Annotated in this window: 11 protein-coding genes; 4 read left to right on the forward strand and 7 right to left on the reverse strand. The window is 70.6% G+C overall.

Annotation, left to right across the window (positions count from 1 at the left end):
- Positions 1 to 2 precede the first annotated feature (2 nt).
- The 4 genes from ACQEU1_RS44880 to ACQEU1_RS44895 form a co-directional block, all read right to left on the reverse strand.
- Positions 3 to 404, reverse strand: a complete 402-nt coding sequence (locus ACQEU1_RS44880) for a hypothetical protein (RefSeq protein ID WP_433217175.1) — start codon at positions 402 to 404, stop codon at positions 3 to 5.
- Positions 401 to 991, reverse strand: coding sequence for an N-acetyltransferase family protein (locus ACQEU1_RS44885; RefSeq protein ID WP_433217178.1), 591 nt, complete (start codon positions 989 to 991; stop codon positions 401 to 403). Before ACQEU1_RS44885 ends, ACQEU1_RS44880 begins: the two co-directional genes overlap by 4 nt.
- Complete coding sequence (locus ACQEU1_RS44890) at positions 988 to 1,776, reverse strand: thioesterase II family protein (RefSeq protein ID WP_433217181.1); 789 nt, start codon at positions 1,774 to 1,776, stop codon at positions 988 to 990. Before ACQEU1_RS44890 ends, ACQEU1_RS44885 begins: the two co-directional genes overlap by 4 nt.
- A gap of 382 nt (positions 1,777 to 2,158) precedes the next feature.
- Entirely contained in the window at positions 2,159 to 4,582 is a 2,424-nt protein-coding gene (locus ACQEU1_RS44895; RefSeq protein ID WP_433217184.1) for a helix-turn-helix transcriptional regulator, read from the reverse strand.
- Positions 4,583 to 5,052: 470 nt separating this feature from the next.
- Between ACQEU1_RS44895 and ACQEU1_RS44900 the strand changes: the two genes are divergently transcribed.
- Positions 5,053 to 6,252, forward strand: a complete 1,200-nt coding sequence (locus ACQEU1_RS44900; RefSeq protein WP_433217187.1) for a cytochrome P450 family protein — start codon at positions 5,053 to 5,055, stop codon at positions 6,250 to 6,252.
- 17 nt (positions 6,253 to 6,269) lie between these two features.
- On the opposite strand, the gene ACQEU1_RS44905 is transcribed toward ACQEU1_RS44900, so the two are convergent.
- Positions 6,270 to 8,627, reverse strand: coding sequence for an ATP-binding protein (locus tag ACQEU1_RS44905; RefSeq protein ID WP_433217190.1), 2,358 nt, complete (start codon positions 8,625 to 8,627; stop codon positions 6,270 to 6,272).
- Positions 8,628 to 8,790: 163 nt separating this feature from the next.
- Here ACQEU1_RS44905 and ACQEU1_RS44910 point away from each other — a divergent pair, with 163 nt between their 5' ends.
- Positions 8,791 to 9,996, forward strand: a complete 1,206-nt coding sequence (locus ACQEU1_RS44910; RefSeq protein WP_433217193.1) for a cytochrome P450 family protein — start codon at positions 8,791 to 8,793, stop codon at positions 9,994 to 9,996.
- Here ACQEU1_RS44910 and ACQEU1_RS44915 read toward each other — a convergent pair.
- Positions 9,980 to 10,168, reverse strand: a complete 189-nt coding sequence (locus ACQEU1_RS44915) for a hypothetical protein (protein ID WP_433217196.1) — start codon at positions 10,166 to 10,168, stop codon at positions 9,980 to 9,982. The genes ACQEU1_RS44910 and ACQEU1_RS44915 overlap by 17 nt on opposite strands.
- 659 nt (positions 10,169 to 10,827) lie before the next feature.
- On the opposite strand from ACQEU1_RS44915, the gene ligD reads away from it, so the two are divergent.
- Both ligD and ACQEU1_RS44925 read left to right on the forward strand, forming a co-directional pair.
- Complete coding sequence (ligD, locus tag ACQEU1_RS44920; protein ID WP_433217199.1) at positions 10,828 to 11,820, forward strand: non-homologous end-joining DNA ligase; 993 nt, start codon at positions 10,828 to 10,830, stop codon at positions 11,818 to 11,820.
- Between the two features lie 386 nt (positions 11,821 to 12,206).
- Positions 12,207 to 15,449 carry an error-prone DNA polymerase gene (locus ACQEU1_RS44925; RefSeq protein WP_433217249.1) on the forward strand — a complete coding sequence of 1,081 codons (3,243 nt, stop codon included), beginning with the start codon at positions 12,207 to 12,209 and terminating at the stop codon, positions 15,447 to 15,449.
- Between the two features lie 52 nt (positions 15,450 to 15,501).
- Here ACQEU1_RS44925 and ACQEU1_RS44930 read toward each other — a convergent pair whose 3' ends face one another.
- Positions 15,502 to 16,155 (reverse strand): hypothetical protein, encoded by a 654-nt coding sequence (locus tag ACQEU1_RS44930; protein ID WP_433217202.1) that lies wholly within the window; start codon positions 16,153 to 16,155, stop codon positions 15,502 to 15,504.
- Positions 16,156 to 16,253 lie beyond the last annotated feature (98 nt).

Genomic DNA, 16,253 nt, shown 5'->3' on the forward strand with positions numbered 1-16,253 from the left:
GTCTACTCCGCGTCGTCCAGGGAGATCGGTCGCACTTGGGGGCGAACGATCACGCGGGCGTGCGGCAGGCCGTGGTCGAGCTCGAGACCGACGTGCGCGGGCAGCTGCCGGCGCAGGGCTTCGCCACGCACGGCGCGGTGCCATACCTCGTCGTAGCCGGCGCGAGCATCAGGGAGTAGCTCGTAGGAGGTGTAGGCGTGCACCCACTCCTGTCCGGCCTCGGTGTGCACGACGAAGTCGTTGGTGTCGGGCACGGTGGCGACGTAGAGGGTCGCGAAGTTGATCTGTCCGGACAGGCCGGCGTTGCGTTGTTCGTCTTGCTGTTCGCGTACGGCCAGGCGACGTAGTTCGTCTGCGCCTGGGGTCGGTTGGCGCGGGCCGTGGACGGGTTGCAGGAAGCTCACTGTGACCACCTCCCGGTGGAGTCGATCTGGTGCTGACCGCACGCGGTGGGGCTGATGTCCCGCACGGGGATCACGACGTCGACCACGCCGTTGTCGGGGGCCAGAAACCGTGCCTCGGGACAGAACCGGGTGATCAGCTGGCGGGCGCGGATGTTGTCGGCGCCCAGGTAGGCGCACAGGAACTCCAGCCGGGCCTGCGTCGCGATCTCGGCGAGCAGCGCGACGAGCAGCGAGCCCAGGCCTTTGGCCTGCCACGTGTCTTCCACGATGAGGGCGATCTCGGCGGTGAGAGCGCAGACGGGAAGCAGCGATCCGGCCGCCACGACCCGATCGCCCTGCCAGGCCAGCACGGTGGCCTGGTCGTCGTGGGAGATGGTGTCGATGTACACCTCGACGGCGGTGATCATGCGCATGTCGCCGACCAGTTCGGTTAGGGCGTCGTCCTCGGCCGCGGTCGTCGCGGTAGCCCAGAACCGTTCGCGCAGCGTCGTATCGGTGCAGCGGGTCAGCATCGCGCGCAGCGCGGGGCGGGCGCTGATCGTGGCTTTACGCAGGTAGATGGGTTCGAACAGCGGCGGCGGGGTCATGCCGCGCCTTCCAGCGTCGGGGTGCGGGGGCGCGTGATCCCGTGTGGCCAGCCCAGTGCCGTGAGCAGCATGTCTGCGGGGATGTCGTTGATGTAGAAGTGGTCGCCGCCGTAGGTCCGGGCGCTGCTCTCGCCGGGGTGGGCGAGCTCGCTCCACAGCTGCACGCTGGTGGGAGGTGCGTACCAGTCGCCGTTGGCCGACCAGGCGTGCAGTCGGCTCCCCTGTCCGAGGCGGGTCAGGACGGAGGGCCGGTAGCGCTCGCAGGCGGCCAGGTCGGCCCGTACGCGAGGAAGGACCCTCTGCAGCAGCCGGGTGTCGAAACGCAGGTTCATCCGCAGGCCGCCGAGCTCGATGAGCGCGTCCACCAGGCCTGCGTCGTCGAGCTGGTGCAGCAGCACCGGCGGGTCGACGTGCGCGGCGCGGGCTCCGGAGACGATCACGCCGTCGAGCCGCGCGTGCGGTTGCAGGCGGGTCGCCAGTTCGAACGCGACCAGCGCTCCGAGCGAATGCCCGAACACGGCTTGCCACTCCACGTCGCCGTAGCGGGTCTGCAGGTCGTAGGCGAGTTGCTCGGCGAGCTGTTCGACGCTGAACGCGGCGTCGCCGTGCCAGGCGGTGCTGCGAGGCAGCACGGCGGCGAGCAGTTCGACCTCGGCGGGCATCGATCGCGCCCAGCGGTTGTACACACCGGGGCCTGCTCCGCTCCAGGGCACGCAGACCAGGCGGTGTGTGGCGTGCGGTCGTGGAATTGGGCGCAGCATGTACGCCCGTGATGGTTCGGTCATCGCCGACGCTCCCCCTGAGCTTGTGAATCGTCGAAGAGAAGGAGATAAAGGGGCTGCGTCCGTGGCAGGGGTATTTGTTGTCGTATTCGTGCCCAACGACGCAGCCGCGCAGCCCCTCTTTCAGCCTGTCCCTTCTCCTCTGACCCTGGGCAGGGTCTCCAGCCGACACTTCATGCGGTGTCCAGCCTCTCGAAGCGCCGCCTGCTGGTGATGTGCAGTGATGCCGTAAAGCATCCCGGGAATCTCCGCGATTACACATCGGACAGATCACCGATTTGGAAGTGTGGATTTTTGTCAATTCGATCGGTGTCTTGTCCTACCCTGTTCGGAAGCGTGACCGGATCCGCCTAGGTAGCCGGTCTAGGTACACGTTGGAGCCTGGTCATCGTCGATGTAGCTCGCCCCACCAGTGGCTGATCTTGGTTCGTGAACCGGTGCCGAAGAAGCCGAGTTTGTGCCGGATGGATTCGCCGTGCGTGTCGACCGTGCGCACGGACACGGTCAGTTTTGTGGCGATCTGCTTGTTGGTCAGGCCGGCGGCGATCAGACCGGCGATTTCGTACTCACGCTCGGTGAGGTCACCCGGAAATTGGGAGCTGTGCTGAGCGGGATCGGGAAGCTCCAGCAGGTAGGTGAGCAGGGACGCGTGATCGAGTGCCGTACCGCGTGTGACGGATGCGCCGTAGGGCGCCTCTCCCAGGCGTGCCCTTGTGGTGGTCGTCCAGCGGTTGTGCAACGCGGCGGCGGGGGCGCCGTCGGTGATGGTGGTGTTGGGCGGGCGGTGCTGCTGTGCCGCGCCGAACAGGACGGCGGCGTGTTCGTTGTGACCGCACGCCGCGGTGGCCCAGGCCAGGGCTTCCAGGCTCCACGCGGTGCCCCACCGGTCGCCGAGGTGCAGGTGCCGGCGTGTGGTGTCGGCCAGGAGTTCGGCGGCGAGGTGGATGTCGCCGTGGCGGAGTTCGGTCACCGCACGGCACCACTGCGTCCATTCCTGCCCGAGTTCGGTGACGCTGGTGGCGAAGGTGCGCTCGCCGGGGTCGGGATGGCCGAAGGCGGCGGGGGCGTCCCCGATCAGCGCGTCGCCGATCATGGCGGTGGCGAGGGGCAGGAAGTCGTGGCCGGGGTAGTCGGCTTGCTGCCACAACTCGTGGGCCTGGCGCAGCACGGCGATCCCGCGCGCTTCGCCGGTGAACAGCAGCAGAAGGCCTTGGCCGGTCAGCGACCACGGACGCAGCCCGGCCGGTGCGCCCAGCCGGTTGTTGATCGTCTCGGCGGCGGCCAGTTCGCGTTCGGCGCGGGCGGTGTTGCCCTGGCACAGGTCGAGGTGGGTGGCCAGCACGTGCGCGGCGACCTGCAACGGGTGCGGGGTGTGCTGGGCGGCGAGGGCGCGGCCCAGCAGGTCGCGGGCCACGGTGAGCTCGCCGGTGGCGAACGCCCACCGGGTGCGGGCGACTTCGACGGCTAACTCGAGCGCGGAGACGGGTTCGCCGTGGTCCAGGAAGTAGCCCACGGCGGCGGTCAAGTGGGGGATTTCCCGCTGGACGCGGGAGATCCAGCTTCCTTCGTGGTCGCTGCTGACCGCGTCGGTGGCTTGGCGGGCCAGGTCGAGGTAGTGCTCGGCGTGGGCCTGGCGCAGCCGGCGGCCGTCGTGCTCGTCGAGGCGGGCGGCGCCGGCGGCGCGGACGCTGGTGAGCATGCGGTAGCGGGTGGTGCCGCCGGTGGTGTCGGCGAGCAGGACGGACTGGTCGACCAGGCGGGCGAGCAGCCGGGGCAGGTGCTCCGCGGTGAGTTCGTCGTCGGCGCAGACCGCTTCGGCGCTGCGCGGGTCGAACGCGCCGGCGAACACGGACAGCCTGTCCCACAGGCACTTCTCGGCCGGGGTGCACAGGTTGTAGGACCAGTCGTGGGCGGCGGCCAGGGTGCGGTGCGAGGGCTGGCCGTGGTGCTGGCCGGTGTCGAGCAGCGCGCACCCTTCGCCAGCGGCGACGCGGTCGGCGAGGTCGCGCACGCTCATCGACCGCAGCCGGGTCGCGGCGAGCGTGATGGCCAGCGGCACGCCGTCGAGCAGCCGGCACAACCGCAGCGCGTCGGCGTGTTCGTCGTCGCCGAGTTCGGCGTTGACCACCCGTGCCTGCGCGGTGAGCAGTTGCAGGGCCTCGCACCGCCGCTCGTCGTCGGGGTCGGCCGGGTCGCCGGTGCCCAGCGGCGGGACCGGCTGCAGGTGCTCGCCGGGCAGCTGCAGGCAGGTGCGGCTGGTCGCCAGCACGCGTACCCCGGCCGAGGACCGCAGCACCTGCCGGAGCAGGTCGGCCACCGCGGCCAGGAGGTGCTCGCAGTTGTCGAACACCAGCAGCAGCCGCTGGGTGAGCAGCTGTGCGAGCAGCGCGTCGAGGTTGTCCGGGCGCGGGGTGAAGGCGTCGAGCAGCGCGGCGGTGACCTGGTCCGGGCGGGTGAGCTCGCCCAGGCTGATCAGCCACACCCCGTCCGGGTAGGGCCGTGCGCAGTCCTGGGCGAGCTCGGCGGCGAGCCGCAGTGCCAGGCGGGTCTTGCCGATGCCGCCGGGCCCGGTGAGGGTCAGCAGCCGCGCCCGCCGCAGCAGGTGCTTGCCTTCGGCCAGCGCGCGGTGCCGGCCGATGAAGGCGTCGAGCTCGGCCGGGAGGTTGCCCGGCACCGGCGACGGCTCGGGTGAGCTGGAGCGGGGCAGCGGTGCGGACGGCTGGGCGGTGTCGGCCTGGTCGTGCTCGACGCGGGTGTGGTCGGGCCTGGTCCTGGTGTCCTGGGCTGGTGTGGTGTCGTGGCGTGCCACGGTCGGGTCCCCCTTGTGCCGCCTCCCGCGCGGCCGCCGGACGGTGACGCGAGGACGTGCTGTGTGGTGACGGCGCAACGGAGGCTCCCGTGCTCGCACGGTCCCCACAGCCTCTGTTCCGCCTTGTCGTTTGTCGAGGTAGAGGGCTGATCGTCCGGGTTGGCAGACCTATTCCGCGTCGGCAGTCCTACCGGCGTCGTCACCTAAACGGCGGTGTTGATCTAGCCGCCCTTATGTCACCGCCCGCAGCGAAGCTGTGACCTGCTGTAACAGATGGGTGGGGACCGGCTCGCGTTCTGAGACGCACCTGGCACGGGGCAGGGGCGGCGGACATAGGTAGCGCTACCGGTAGGGCTACCGATGACGGCGTGACCGGTGGCTCCCGACGATGGTGTGCAGAGGTGTTCGCGCGCCGCTCACCAGCGGCGATTGGGGGCGGCACCCGACCGAATCAGAGGAGAGCCTTCCGCATGCCGTCACCGAACATCCTCGTCACCGGCCTGTGCGGCTACCGCCACCACGACGCCGAGCGGGAGTTGCGTCAGCTCGGCGTCGTGCACGTGGCGCAGATCCCGGACGGTCCGCGCGTGCAGGTGGTGACCACCGGGCTGGAGCAGTCCAAGCGGCTGCTCACCGATCCCCGGCTGAGCAAGGACTCCACGCGGCTGACGCGCGTGATCACCGAGCAGCTCGCGGCGCAGGGCCGGGCCGCGAGGCTGTCCGGGATGTACGGCCCGACCATGATGAACGCGGACCCGCCGCAGCACACCCGGCTGCGTGCCTTGGTGTCGAAGGCGTTCAACGCCGCCGGCGTGAACCGGTTGCGGCCGCGGATCGAGCAGCTGACCGGCGAACTGCTCGACACCCTGCCCACCGGAACCGAGGTCGACCTGATCGCGACGTTCGCGTTCGTGCTGCCGATCACGATCGTGTGCGAGCTGCTCGGGGTGCCGGTGCGCGACCGGGGGCTGCTGCACTCGTGGACCTCGGCGATGGTGCTGGACGACCCGGACAAGACCATGCCGGCCTCGGCCGCGATCTCGGGCTACCTCGCGCAGCTGATCGAGGCCAAGCGCCGGTCCCCGGACGAGGGCCTATGTTCCCGGCTCGTGCACGCGAGTCTCGACGAGGACGCGCTCACCGACGACGAGCTGACGGCGATGCTGCTGCTGCTCATCGTGTCCGGGCACGAGACCACGTCGGGCCTGATCGGCAACGTGGTCTACGCGCTGCTGGCCGACCCCGCGCGCTGGCAGCAGGTCGTCGACGACCCCTCGCTGGTCCGCGCCGCGATCGAGGAGACCTGCCGGTACGACCCCTCCACCCGCAACTCCACCCACCGCGTCACCACTGAACCGATCGAGGTCGGCGGCACGATCATCCCGGCCGACGAGATCGTGCTCGTGTCGCTGCGCGCGGCCGGCCGTGACCCCGCCGCGAACGACCGTCCCGACGAGTTCGACCTGCACCGGACCTCGCGTCAGCACCTCGGGTTCGGCCACGGGATCCACAACTGCCTCGGCTCGCGGCTGGCCACCGCCGTCACCGAGGCCGCGGTGACCCAGCTGACACGGCGGTTCCCGGCCACCCGGCTACTCGACCCGCAGCCACCGCGCGTGGCCTCCGCCCTGGTCGGAGGAGTGGCCGAACTGCGCCTGGAGCTCGCGTGACCGGCCGGAGCTCGTGCTCACGGCTGCCGCTGGGCCTGCACCCACCGGGTGAGGCCTTCCCGTGTGCCGGGGTGCAGCCCGAGACGGCCGTAGATCGCCTGCAGGTGATGCCCGACCGTGCGGGGCGACAGCGACAGCGCGGCGGCGACGTCCTTGTCCGACAGCCCTTTCGCGACCAGCTTCGCGACCTTCCACTGCTGCGCGGTCAGCTCGGCCGGATCCACCACAGACTGCTCTGGTTGTTCGCCCGCGAGGTCGGGCTCGGCGAGGAACAGCCGCAGCGCCTCCTCGATGCTCTGGACCTGCCCGCCCAGTTCGATCGCGGCCGCGTAGTCCTCGGCCGACAGCACCCGGCGCAGGATCTCCTCCGACTCGGTGCGGAAACGGGTGTGCGGCACGTGCGTCGAGATCGAGATGCCGGTGCGGCGCTCGAGTGTGTGCGAGGCCGCCACCAGCGTCGCCGCCTCGCGCGCGGTCTCCGTGCTCAGCTCGGGCGACTGGGCGAGCATCCACGCGACGGTCGGCAGAGAGAAGATCGGCCCCCACTTGTCGGCCATCTCGATCTGCTGGCGCAGCGTCTCGATCACCATTTCCATGCCGTGCGCGAGGTCGCCGGCGCGCGCGTGCGCGATCCCGGCCGCCCACATCGCCCAGGTGATCGCCCACTGCGCGCCGGTGCGCTCGGCCTCGGCGAGGAACTCCTCGGTGACCCGCACGGCGTTCGCGCTGCTGTCCGGCCGCGGATCCTCGCCGTCGACCAGCAGCGCCTCGCTCAAGGCGACCATCATCAACGCCATGTGCTGGTCCCCTGCCGCCTCCTTCCCGAGCTTGCCGAACTCCTCGGCGGCCTGCCAGTGCAGCGGGATCGCGGCCGAGCGGGTGCCGATCGCGAAGTGGTTGTAGGCGCTGCGCGCGAAGGTCACCGCCGGCGCCGGGAAGCCGCTGCGCGCGGCGTGCTCGGCGGCGATGTCCAGTTGCACGTCCAGTTCGGCGTACGAGACGCCCATGCAGACCGCGACGAACGCGTCCAGCGCCAGCGCCGACGCGTACAGCGGCGTGTCCTCGGGCGGGATCGCGCGCAGCCCCGCCTGCAACCAGTGCCGGCCCTCGGGCAACGCGCCGCTGAAGAACAGCCACCGCGACCGGCCCAGGCACACGGCGATGATCATCGCGCTCTCGGCGGTGTCCGGCGAGGCCAGCGCGCCGCTCATCGCCGACCGCAGGTTCGGCATGTCCTGGCTCAGCCCGTGCAGCAGCTCCACCTCGGCCGGGCCGAGCCAGTTGTCGGCGGCGAACACCGCCACCCGCAGGTAGTGCTCGCGGTGCCGGGCCCGCACCGCGGCCTCGTCGCCGATCCCGGCCAGCTTGCCCAACCCGAAGTGCCGCAACGGTTCCAGCAGCCGGTACCGGCCACGGTCCGGCGTGGGGATGATGATCGACCTGTCCACCAGGTCGGCGATGAGGTCGGCGATCTCGGCGACCGGGAGTTCATCGTCCGTGCACACCGCTTCGGCCGCGGCCAGGTCGAAGCCGCCCTCCAGCACGCTCGCCCGAGCCCACAACAGCTGTTCGCGCGGGGTGCACAGGTCGTAGGACCAGCCGATGACGCTGCTCAGGGACTGGTGGTGGGTCAGCACCGTGCGTTCGCCTCGGCTGAGCACCTGCTCCATGCTCTTCTCCAGCCGCGGCACCATCACCTCGACCGACATGCTGCGCAGCCGGGCGACCGCGAGTTCGATCAGCAGCGGGATGCCGGCGACGAGGCCCAGCAGCCGTACCACCGCCGGCCAAGTCTGCTCGGTGATCCCGCCCCAGCCGGGCACGGCGGCGTCCGCGCGGTCGACGAGCAGCTGCACCGCCTCGCTGGTCAGGTCGACCGGCAGCTCGGCCGAGCGCGGCAGGCTCAGCGGCGGCACGTCCACCAGCACCTCGCCGGGCACCGCCAGGCGCTCGCGCGAGGTCGCCACGATGTGCAGCTGCGGCACCTCGGCCAGCAGCGTCGCGACCAGCGCCCCGACCGCGTCGGACAGGTGCTCGCAGTTGTCCAGCACCAGCAGCATCCGGCGCCGGCCCGCGAGGACCTCCACCAGCGCGTCGACCGAGTCCGCGGCCGCCAGGTCGCGCACGCCGACCGCCGTGGCGACGTACTGCACCAGCAGGTCCGGCACGTGCAGCCCCGCCAGCGCCACGAACCGCACGTCGTCGAACGACCGGTGCACCTGGTCCGCGAGCTCCAGCGCCAGCCGGGTCTTGCCCGCGCCCCCGACGCCGATCAGCGTCGTCTGCCGGGCCTGCGTGACCGTCTGCCGCAGCTGTGACAGCAGCTCCTGGCGGCCGACGAAGCTCGACAGCCGCACCGGCAGGCTCCCCGCCACGTCACTCTCCTTACCAGGCATTTCCCCAAATTAGCCCAGCTGATCAGGAATCGGCTGGGTGTTCGGCGGAATTGGTCGCTGTACGCGTACGTAACGTTGCTCTCAGGCACTACCCAAACGATCTGGGCTGGTGAGAGCCCATGCACAAAGGGGGACCGGCGCGATGCTGACCAACGAGGACCTGGCCCAAGCCGTGATCACCGGGCATCGCGGCCACCAGCACCACGACGTCGAGGACACCTTGCGCGGCCACGGCCCCGTGCACCAGGCGCTGCTGCCCTCCGGGCTGCGGATCTCCGTCATCACCGCCGGCTACGAACGCACCCGCGCACTGCTGGCCGACCCCGCGCTGAGCAAGGACTCCGACCGGCTCGCCGCGATCATCCGCGCCCAGCTCGGACCGGGCGAGCTCACCGCCATGCACGGCCCGTCCATGCTGATGTCCGACCCGCCCCGGCACACCCGCCTGCGCCACCTCGTCTCCGCCGCGTTCACCCCCCACCGCGTCGCCGAACTACGGCCGCGCATCGAACGCATCACCCGCGACCTGCTCGACGCCGCCGACACCAGCCGGCCCGTCGACCTGGTCCGCGCCATCGCCTACTCGCTGCCCATCACCGTCATCTGCGAACTGCTCGGCGCCCCCGCCGCCGACCACCACCAGCTGCGCGAGTGGACCGAACAGCTCATGGGCGACGACGAGACCGTCACCGTGCCCGCCTCCCAGGCCATGACCGGCTACCTGCACGACCTCATCACCGACACCCGCCGCCGCGGCGACACCACCGGCCTGCTCGGCGCGCTCGCCGCCACCGGCACCACCGACCGGCTCACCCCCGACGAGCTGATCGCGATGGCCATGCTGCTCATCGTCGCCGGCCACGAGACCACCACCAACCTGATCGGCAACACCGTCTACGCGCTGCTCACCGAGCCCGCCCGCTGGCAGGCCGTCTCCGAGCGGCCTGAGTTGGTCCCCGCGGCCATCGAGGAGACCCTGCGCTGGGACCCGCCGGTCCGCCACGCCACCCACCGCACCAGCACCCGGCCCATCGACGTCGACGGCCAGACCCTGCCCGCCGACGAGGTCGTGCTCATCAACCTCGGCGCCGCCGGCCGCGACCCCGCCACCACCCCGCACGCCCACACCTACGACCTGCACCGCTCGTCCAGCACGCACACCTCGTTCGGCCACGGCATCCACTTCTGCCTCGGCGCCCCACTCGCCCGCATGGAGGCCGAGATCAGCCTCACCCAGCTCACCACCCGCTGGCCCCACGCCCGCCTCGCCACCGCCAACCCGCCGGGCCGTACCGACTCGGCGATCATGAACGGCCTCACCAAACTGCTCATCACTGCTCGGTGCTGATGAGCTTGTGCACGATCGCGATGGCGCCACCGAATCCGACGATGGCGGCGATGAACGCCCCCGGCGCGTTGTGGAACTGGGCGTAGATCAGGACGCCCAGCGCAACGGCGACGAGACCCGCGATGAGCAGGACGAGCGCACTGCGTTGGCTCACGAGTGGCGTTTCGTTCATGGTCTAGCTCCGATCCCAGTTGGTCACCTGACGACTCCCCTGAGAGGAGCAGGTGAACAGTGTGACGTCGTCGTTCCAGGCCTCCAGCGGCGCGCGCTGATAGCGCGGACATGAGATAAGCGCTGGTCACGTACGGTGCGCGGCTGGCATCGGCTGGCGTCGTTGGTGCTTTCCGCTGAGCTCAAGCCGGTAACGTTGACGGCGATTCCGAGTGCAATCCCTGCAGGTCACCGTGCTGGTGGACAAAGTGGGGCCGCTGGCGTCCACGTTGGTTGGACTGGCCATCGCCTGGTTCTCCGCCTGACCGAGATGCTCGTGACGTTCACGAAGCCGACGGAAGTCTCTGTCCTCTCACCTCACGTGGACGTTGACGTGGGCACAGGAACCGGCCCGGACGAAGACGAACGGGGTGGCAAGGCAGGGCGTTCGTCGCTCACGCGAGCAGCATCGCCGCCGAGCGCATCTTCGTGACCGCACGTCTGCACGCGCGACGGAGCGAGAGCGGCACTGTCAGCGTCCTGCGCTCGTAGCCGCTCCGCGATTGGATTTCGGGGCTCGCGCAGACGGTGGTCACCTCGTCGCGCAGGTGCGCTACGTATCGCGACCAGGCCGATTCTCGCCGACCATGACTGAAGGAATGCGCGAAGGAGGGTTGCCTGATGGGAAGTGCCGCGCCCGCGGGCAAGCCGCTGGACCTCATCCGGCCCATGCTGGCCACGCCGGGCGTCCCACCGCAGGACGACGGCTGGGCCGTCGAGTTCAAATGGGACGGGTACCGGGGAGTCGCGCACTGCGAGGGCCACGGCGTGCGCGTGTTCAGCCGCAACGACCTCGACTTCATGCACCGGTTCCCCGAGCTGAACGTCCTGCCCGAACTCCTGCACCACCGCACCGCCGTGCTCGACGGGGAGATCGTCGCCCTGGACGAGCACGGGCGGCCGAACTTCGAGCTGCTGCAACAACGCGACCGGATCGGCGCCAGCGTACGGGAGCTGCGGCCGCGGATCGCCTACTTCGTGTTCGACCTGCTGTACCTGGACGGGCGGTCACTGCTCACCACGCCGTACGACGCCCGCCGCGCCCTGCTCGTGGAGCTGGAACTGCCGGGCAACCACGCGGTGCAGGTGCCGCCGAGCTTCATGGACACCGATCCGGCGGACGTGCTGCACGTGGCGAGCCAGTACGGCTTCGAGGGCATCGTCTCGAAGCAGGTCAAGTCGCGGTACGAGCCCGGCCGGCGGACGCCGTCCTGGGTGAAGACGCCGTTCCGCTACACCCAGGAGGTCATCATCGGAGGGTGGCGCGCTGGGCAGGGCAACCGCGCGGGCACGATCGGATCTCTGCTTCTCGGCGCCCACGATGACCAGGACCGGCTGGTCTACGTCGGCCACGTCGGAACCGGGTTCAGCCGGAACGTACTCGTCGACCTGCAGCGGAGGCTGGAGCGGACGTCGCGGTCCACCAGTCCGTTCGACATCGAGGTACCGCGTGAGCACGCCCGTGACGCACGCTGGGTCGAGCCGGTTCTGGTGGGCGAGGTCGAGTACCGGCAACGGACGGCGGACGGTCGCTTGCGGCATCCGTCCTGGCGGGGACTGCGTCCCGACCGCGGCCCGTCCAGCGTCTACCTGCACCCGCCGACAACCGACTGACCCGGTGGCGGCTGCCGCAGATGAAGCGGTTGGACAGTCTCCGCCCCGCCGCTCGGTACAGCGATGGAGGATCGCTGCCAGATGCTGAGGAGCTCAACGCCCTCTTGGACCAGGTTGTCGAACTCGTCGACCACGTCGCGGCACACGGCAGCGTTGACGAGGCAAGACAGCAAACACAGAAGCCTTAAGACACCTGATCGCGATCTGACCGGCGGGCGCCGCCCAGGTGCCGCCGCGGCGCGTTTGACGTGGTAGGCCGGTTCACGCAAAATCGCACACGCGTTCGACCAGATAGGTGGTGTTCGCGGCTGACTTCCCCTCAGCGCTTCGTGCTGCTGTAAGGGAGGCCTGCCCACATGACGTCCACTTCGGACTCGTCCGAGACGATGCGCCGGCACACCGAGCTGGCCGAGGGCACTGCCGCGTGGTCGCGTACGCGCGGCACCTACGTGCCGCCGCCAGATCTGCGCGGCCGCCCAGTCGTCCAGTCCATGCCGTCGCGTCGCGTGCCCTATGCCGAGCTGCACGTGCACTCGACCTTCTCGTTCCTCGACGGCGCGTCCTCGCCGGAGGAGTTGGTGGAGCAGGCGGCGCGGCTGGGGCTAGATGCGATCGCGTTGACCGACCACGACGGCATGTACGGGGTGGTGCGGATGGCCGAGGCCGCGCGCGAGCTCGGCGTGCACACCCTCTACGGCGCCGAGCTCAGCCTGGGCCTGTCCGCGCCGCAGACCGGGGTGCCGGACCCGGAGGGCACGCACCTGCTGGTGCTGGCACGGGGGCTGGACGGTTATCGGGCGTTGTGCAGGGTGATCAGCTCGGCGCACCTGCGCGAGGGCGCCGAGAAAGGCCGGCCGGTCTACGACCTGGAGGAGGTCGCCGACGAGCTCGTCGGCAAGGTGCTGGTGCTGACCGGCTGTCGCAAGGGCGCGGTGCGCCAGGCGCTGGAGGCTGGCGACACGGCCGCCGCGTGGGAGGCGCTGCTCGGGTTGATCGACGTCTACGGGCACCGGCACGTCGCGGTGGAGCTCACCGACCACGGCCTGCCGGGCGACAGCCGCCGCAACGACGTCTTGGCCGCGATGGCCGAACGGGCGCGCGTGCCGGTCGTGGCGACCACCCAGGCGCACTTCGCCGCCCCGGCACGCGGGCGGCTCGCCGCGGCGATGGCCGCGGTGCGGGCCCGATCCTCGCTCGACGAGATGGCCGGCTGGCTTCCCCCGGCGCCGGCGGCGTTCCTGCGCAGCGGGGCGGAGATGCGGCACCGGATGCGCCGGTACCCGGCCGCGGTCGCGAACGCCGCCGTGATCGGCATGGAGTGCGTGTTCCCGCTGGAGCTCGTGGCGCCGAAGCTGCCGCCGTTCGACGTGCCGCCCGGCCACACCGAGTCGAGCTGGCTGCGTGAGCTCACCGAACGCGGCGCCGCCGGCCGCTACGGGCCGCGCGAGCACAACACGAAGGCCTGGGCGCAGATAGACGGCGAGCTGCGCGTCATCGACCACCTCGGGTTTCCCGGCTACTTCCTCGTGGTGCGCGACCTCGTCAGGTTCTGCACCGAACGGCGGATCCATTGCCAGGGAAGAGGAAGCGCCGCGAACTCGGCGGTCTGCTACGCCCTGGGCATCACCAACGTCGACCCCGTGCGGTGGCGGCTGTTGTTCGAGAGGTTCTTGTCCGTCGAACGCGATGGGCCGCCCGACATCGACATCGACATCGAGTCCGATCGCCGTGAGGAGGTCATCCAGTACGTCTACGAAAAGCACGGCCGCCGCCACGCCGCTCAGGTCGCTAACGTCATCACCTACCGGGCCCGTTCTGCCGTGCGCGACATGGCCCGCGCCCTCGGGCACTCCCCCGGTCAGCAGAACGCCTGGTCCAAGAACATCGACGCGTGGACCCCGCTGGGCGCCGAGGGCCACCCCGGTATCCCGCCCGCCGTGCTGGATCTGGCCGCGCAGATCGAGGGGGCACCGCGGCACCTGGGCATCCACTCCGGCGGCATGGTCATCGCCGACCGGCCGGTGTCGGAGATCGTGCCGGTCGAGCAGGCCCGCATGCCTGGCCGCACCGTGCTGCAGTGGGACAAGGACGACTGCGCCGTAATCGGCCTGGTCAAGTTCGACCTGCTCGGCCTCGGCATGCTCTCCGCCATCCGCTACGCCGTCGACCTCGTCGCCGAGCACCAAGACGTCCAGCTCAACCTCGCTCACCTCGACCTCGACGACCCGGCCGTCTACGACATGCTCGGCCGCGGCGACACCGTCGGCGTGTTCCAGGTCGAGAGCCGCGCGCAGATGGGCGCGCTGCCCCGCGTCCGGCCCCGCAACTTCTGGGACCTCGCCGTGCAAGTCGGGCTCATCAGGCCCGGCCCGATCCAGGGTGGCTCGGTGCACCCCTACATCGAACGCCGCAACGGCAAGGCCTGGAAGCACGCTCACCTGCTGCTCGCCAACGCCCTGGACCGCACCCTCGGGGTGCCGCTGTTCCAGGAGCAAGTCATGCAGATCGCCGTCGACGTCGCCGGGTTCACCGCGACCGAGGCCGACGAGCTGCGCCGCGCGATGGGCTCCAAACGCAGCGAGTCCAAAATGGAGCTGCTGCGCGACCGGTTCTACGAAGGCATGGCGCACAACGGAATCAGCGGCCCGGTCGCCGACCGCATCTACCAGCAGGTGAAGGCGTTCAGCGGGTACGGTTTCCCGCTCTCTCACGCGTTGTCGTTCGCGCACCACGTGTTTGTCAGCGCGCACCTCAAGCTCTACTACCCGTCCGCGTTCCTCGCCGGGCTGCTGAGGGCCCAGCCGATGGGCTTCTACAGCCCTGATTCGCTGGTCGCCGACGGCCGCCGCCACGGCGTCATCACCCTCGGCGCTGACATCACCCGCAGCCTCGCCCACGCCACCCTCGAACCCCACGCCGGCAGCGTCGGCGGGCACGCCGTACGGCTCGGCCTCGCCGCAGTGCGCGGCCTGGGAGACGACCTCGCCCAGCAGGTCGTCGACGACCGCCTCGCCCACGGCCCCTACCAAGGCCTCGCCGACATCGGCCGCCGCACCCGCCTCACCGAACCCCACCTCGAAGCCCTCGCCACCGCCGGCGCGCTCGCCGCCTTCAGCGCAGACCGGCGCACCGCGCTGTGGAACGTCGCGCTGCCCGCCCGCGAAAGCGCCAACCAGCTCCCGGCCACCACCACCATCGGCAACACCGCCCCCGCCCTACCCGGCATGACCACCTGGGACCTTGTGTGCGCGGACCTGTGGGCCACCGGCATCAGCCCTGACACCCACGCGATCGAACTCGTCCGCGACCACCTCGCCGCCCTCGACGCGCTCCCCATCTCCGCCCTCGCATACATCCCGCACGGCACCCGCGTTCTCGTTGGCGGCGCGCTCACCCACCGCCAACGCCCGCCCAGCGCCGGCGGCGTCACCTTCCTCAACCTCGAGGACGAGACCGGCATGCTCAACATCGTCCTCAGCCCTGGAGCCTGGAACCGCTACGGCAAGATCGCCAAACGCAGCAACGCCCTACTCGTGCGCGGCGTCCTCGAACGGGACCGGGGCTCGATCAACCTGCTCGCCGACCGCCTCGACCAGCTCACAGCCGGGCTGGCCGGACCTGCGACCTGACTCGCCGAGGACCTCTGGTACCGGGCACCAGCCGTCGTGTTCTGGAGGAGTCTTACGGCGTGATGGCGGTGGCTGTCTGGATCTGGATGATCAGGACGTCAAGGTCGTCCAGCTCCGCGATGTCGGCGGCGGTGGTGGTGAGCAGCCGGGCGGCTTCGGAGGCGGCGCGTTTGTCGTGGTGGGGCTGCGGGATGTCGGTGATGTAGGTGCGGCCGTCCTGGTCGCGGGTGATGGTGACCGCGCCGAACCAGTGCCGGACCACCGGTCGCACCGGGTCGAGGGAGAAGTGGTCGAACACCACGGGGGTGGCGACGCCGTCGTGCCCCGCGCGGTCGAGCTCGGCCTGATCGAACCGCAGCAGCGCCCGCCGGCCCGACCCGGTGGCGAGGGACTCGTCGCGCAGCAGGATCGAGAACCGGCGCTCGGGATCGAGCCGTACCTCGCGGTCGTCGGCGTCGTCGAGCAACTGGGCCAGGGCGCGGTATCGGGCGGCCATGGAGGGTGTGGCGTGCCGATCCGCGCGTAGGTCCACGCGCACTACCCAAATCCCGACGCCGGTCGCGAGCAGTGCCAGCGGCACGGTGATGACGTTGATCAGGGCTGGGTGGACCAGGAACACCGCCGTTGGGCACCCGGTCAGCACGGCCAGCGGGATGAACGCGGTCGTGCGGCGCAGCCAGCGCGGCAGCGGTACCAAGCGGCGCATGCGAGCCTCCCCAGGCGGACACTGTGCTGGGCTGATCGGCCGAGTCAGCACCGGTGTTACGGAGCCCGTGCGGCAAGCAGGCGCACTCCTTACCGCGG

Origin of the sequence: Lentzea sp. CA-135723, assembly GCF_050936595.1 — a bacterium.
GTDB lineage: Bacteria > Actinomycetota > Actinomycetes > Mycobacteriales > Pseudonocardiaceae > Lentzea.

Coding starts and splice junctions, on each gene's coding strand:
- ligD (WP_433217199.1), top strand. CDS start 10,828: ATGGGAAGTGCCGCGCCCGCGGGCAAGCCGCTGGACCTCATCCGGCCC.
- ACQEU1_RS44925 (WP_433217249.1), top strand. CDS start 12,207: ATGCGCCGGCACACCGAGCTGGCCGAGGGCACTGCCGCGTGGTCGCGT.
- ACQEU1_RS44900 (WP_433217187.1), top strand. CDS start 5,053: ATGCCGTCACCGAACATCCTCGTCACCGGCCTGTGCGGCTACCGCCAC.
- ACQEU1_RS44915 (WP_433217196.1), bottom strand. CDS start 10,168: ATGAACGAAACGCCACTCGTGAGCCAACGCAGTGCGCTCGTCCTGCTC.
- ACQEU1_RS44885 (WP_433217178.1), bottom strand. CDS start 991: ATGACCCCGCCGCCGCTGTTCGAACCCATCTACCTGCGTAAAGCCACG.
- ACQEU1_RS44910 (WP_433217193.1), top strand. CDS start 8,791: ATGCTGACCAACGAGGACCTGGCCCAAGCCGTGATCACCGGGCATCGC.
- ACQEU1_RS44890 (WP_433217181.1), bottom strand. CDS start 1,776: ATGACCGAACCATCACGGGCGTACATGCTGCGCCCAATTCCACGACCG.
- ACQEU1_RS44930 (WP_433217202.1), bottom strand. CDS start 16,155: ATGCGCCGCTTGGTACCGCTGCCGCGCTGGCTGCGCCGCACGACCGCG.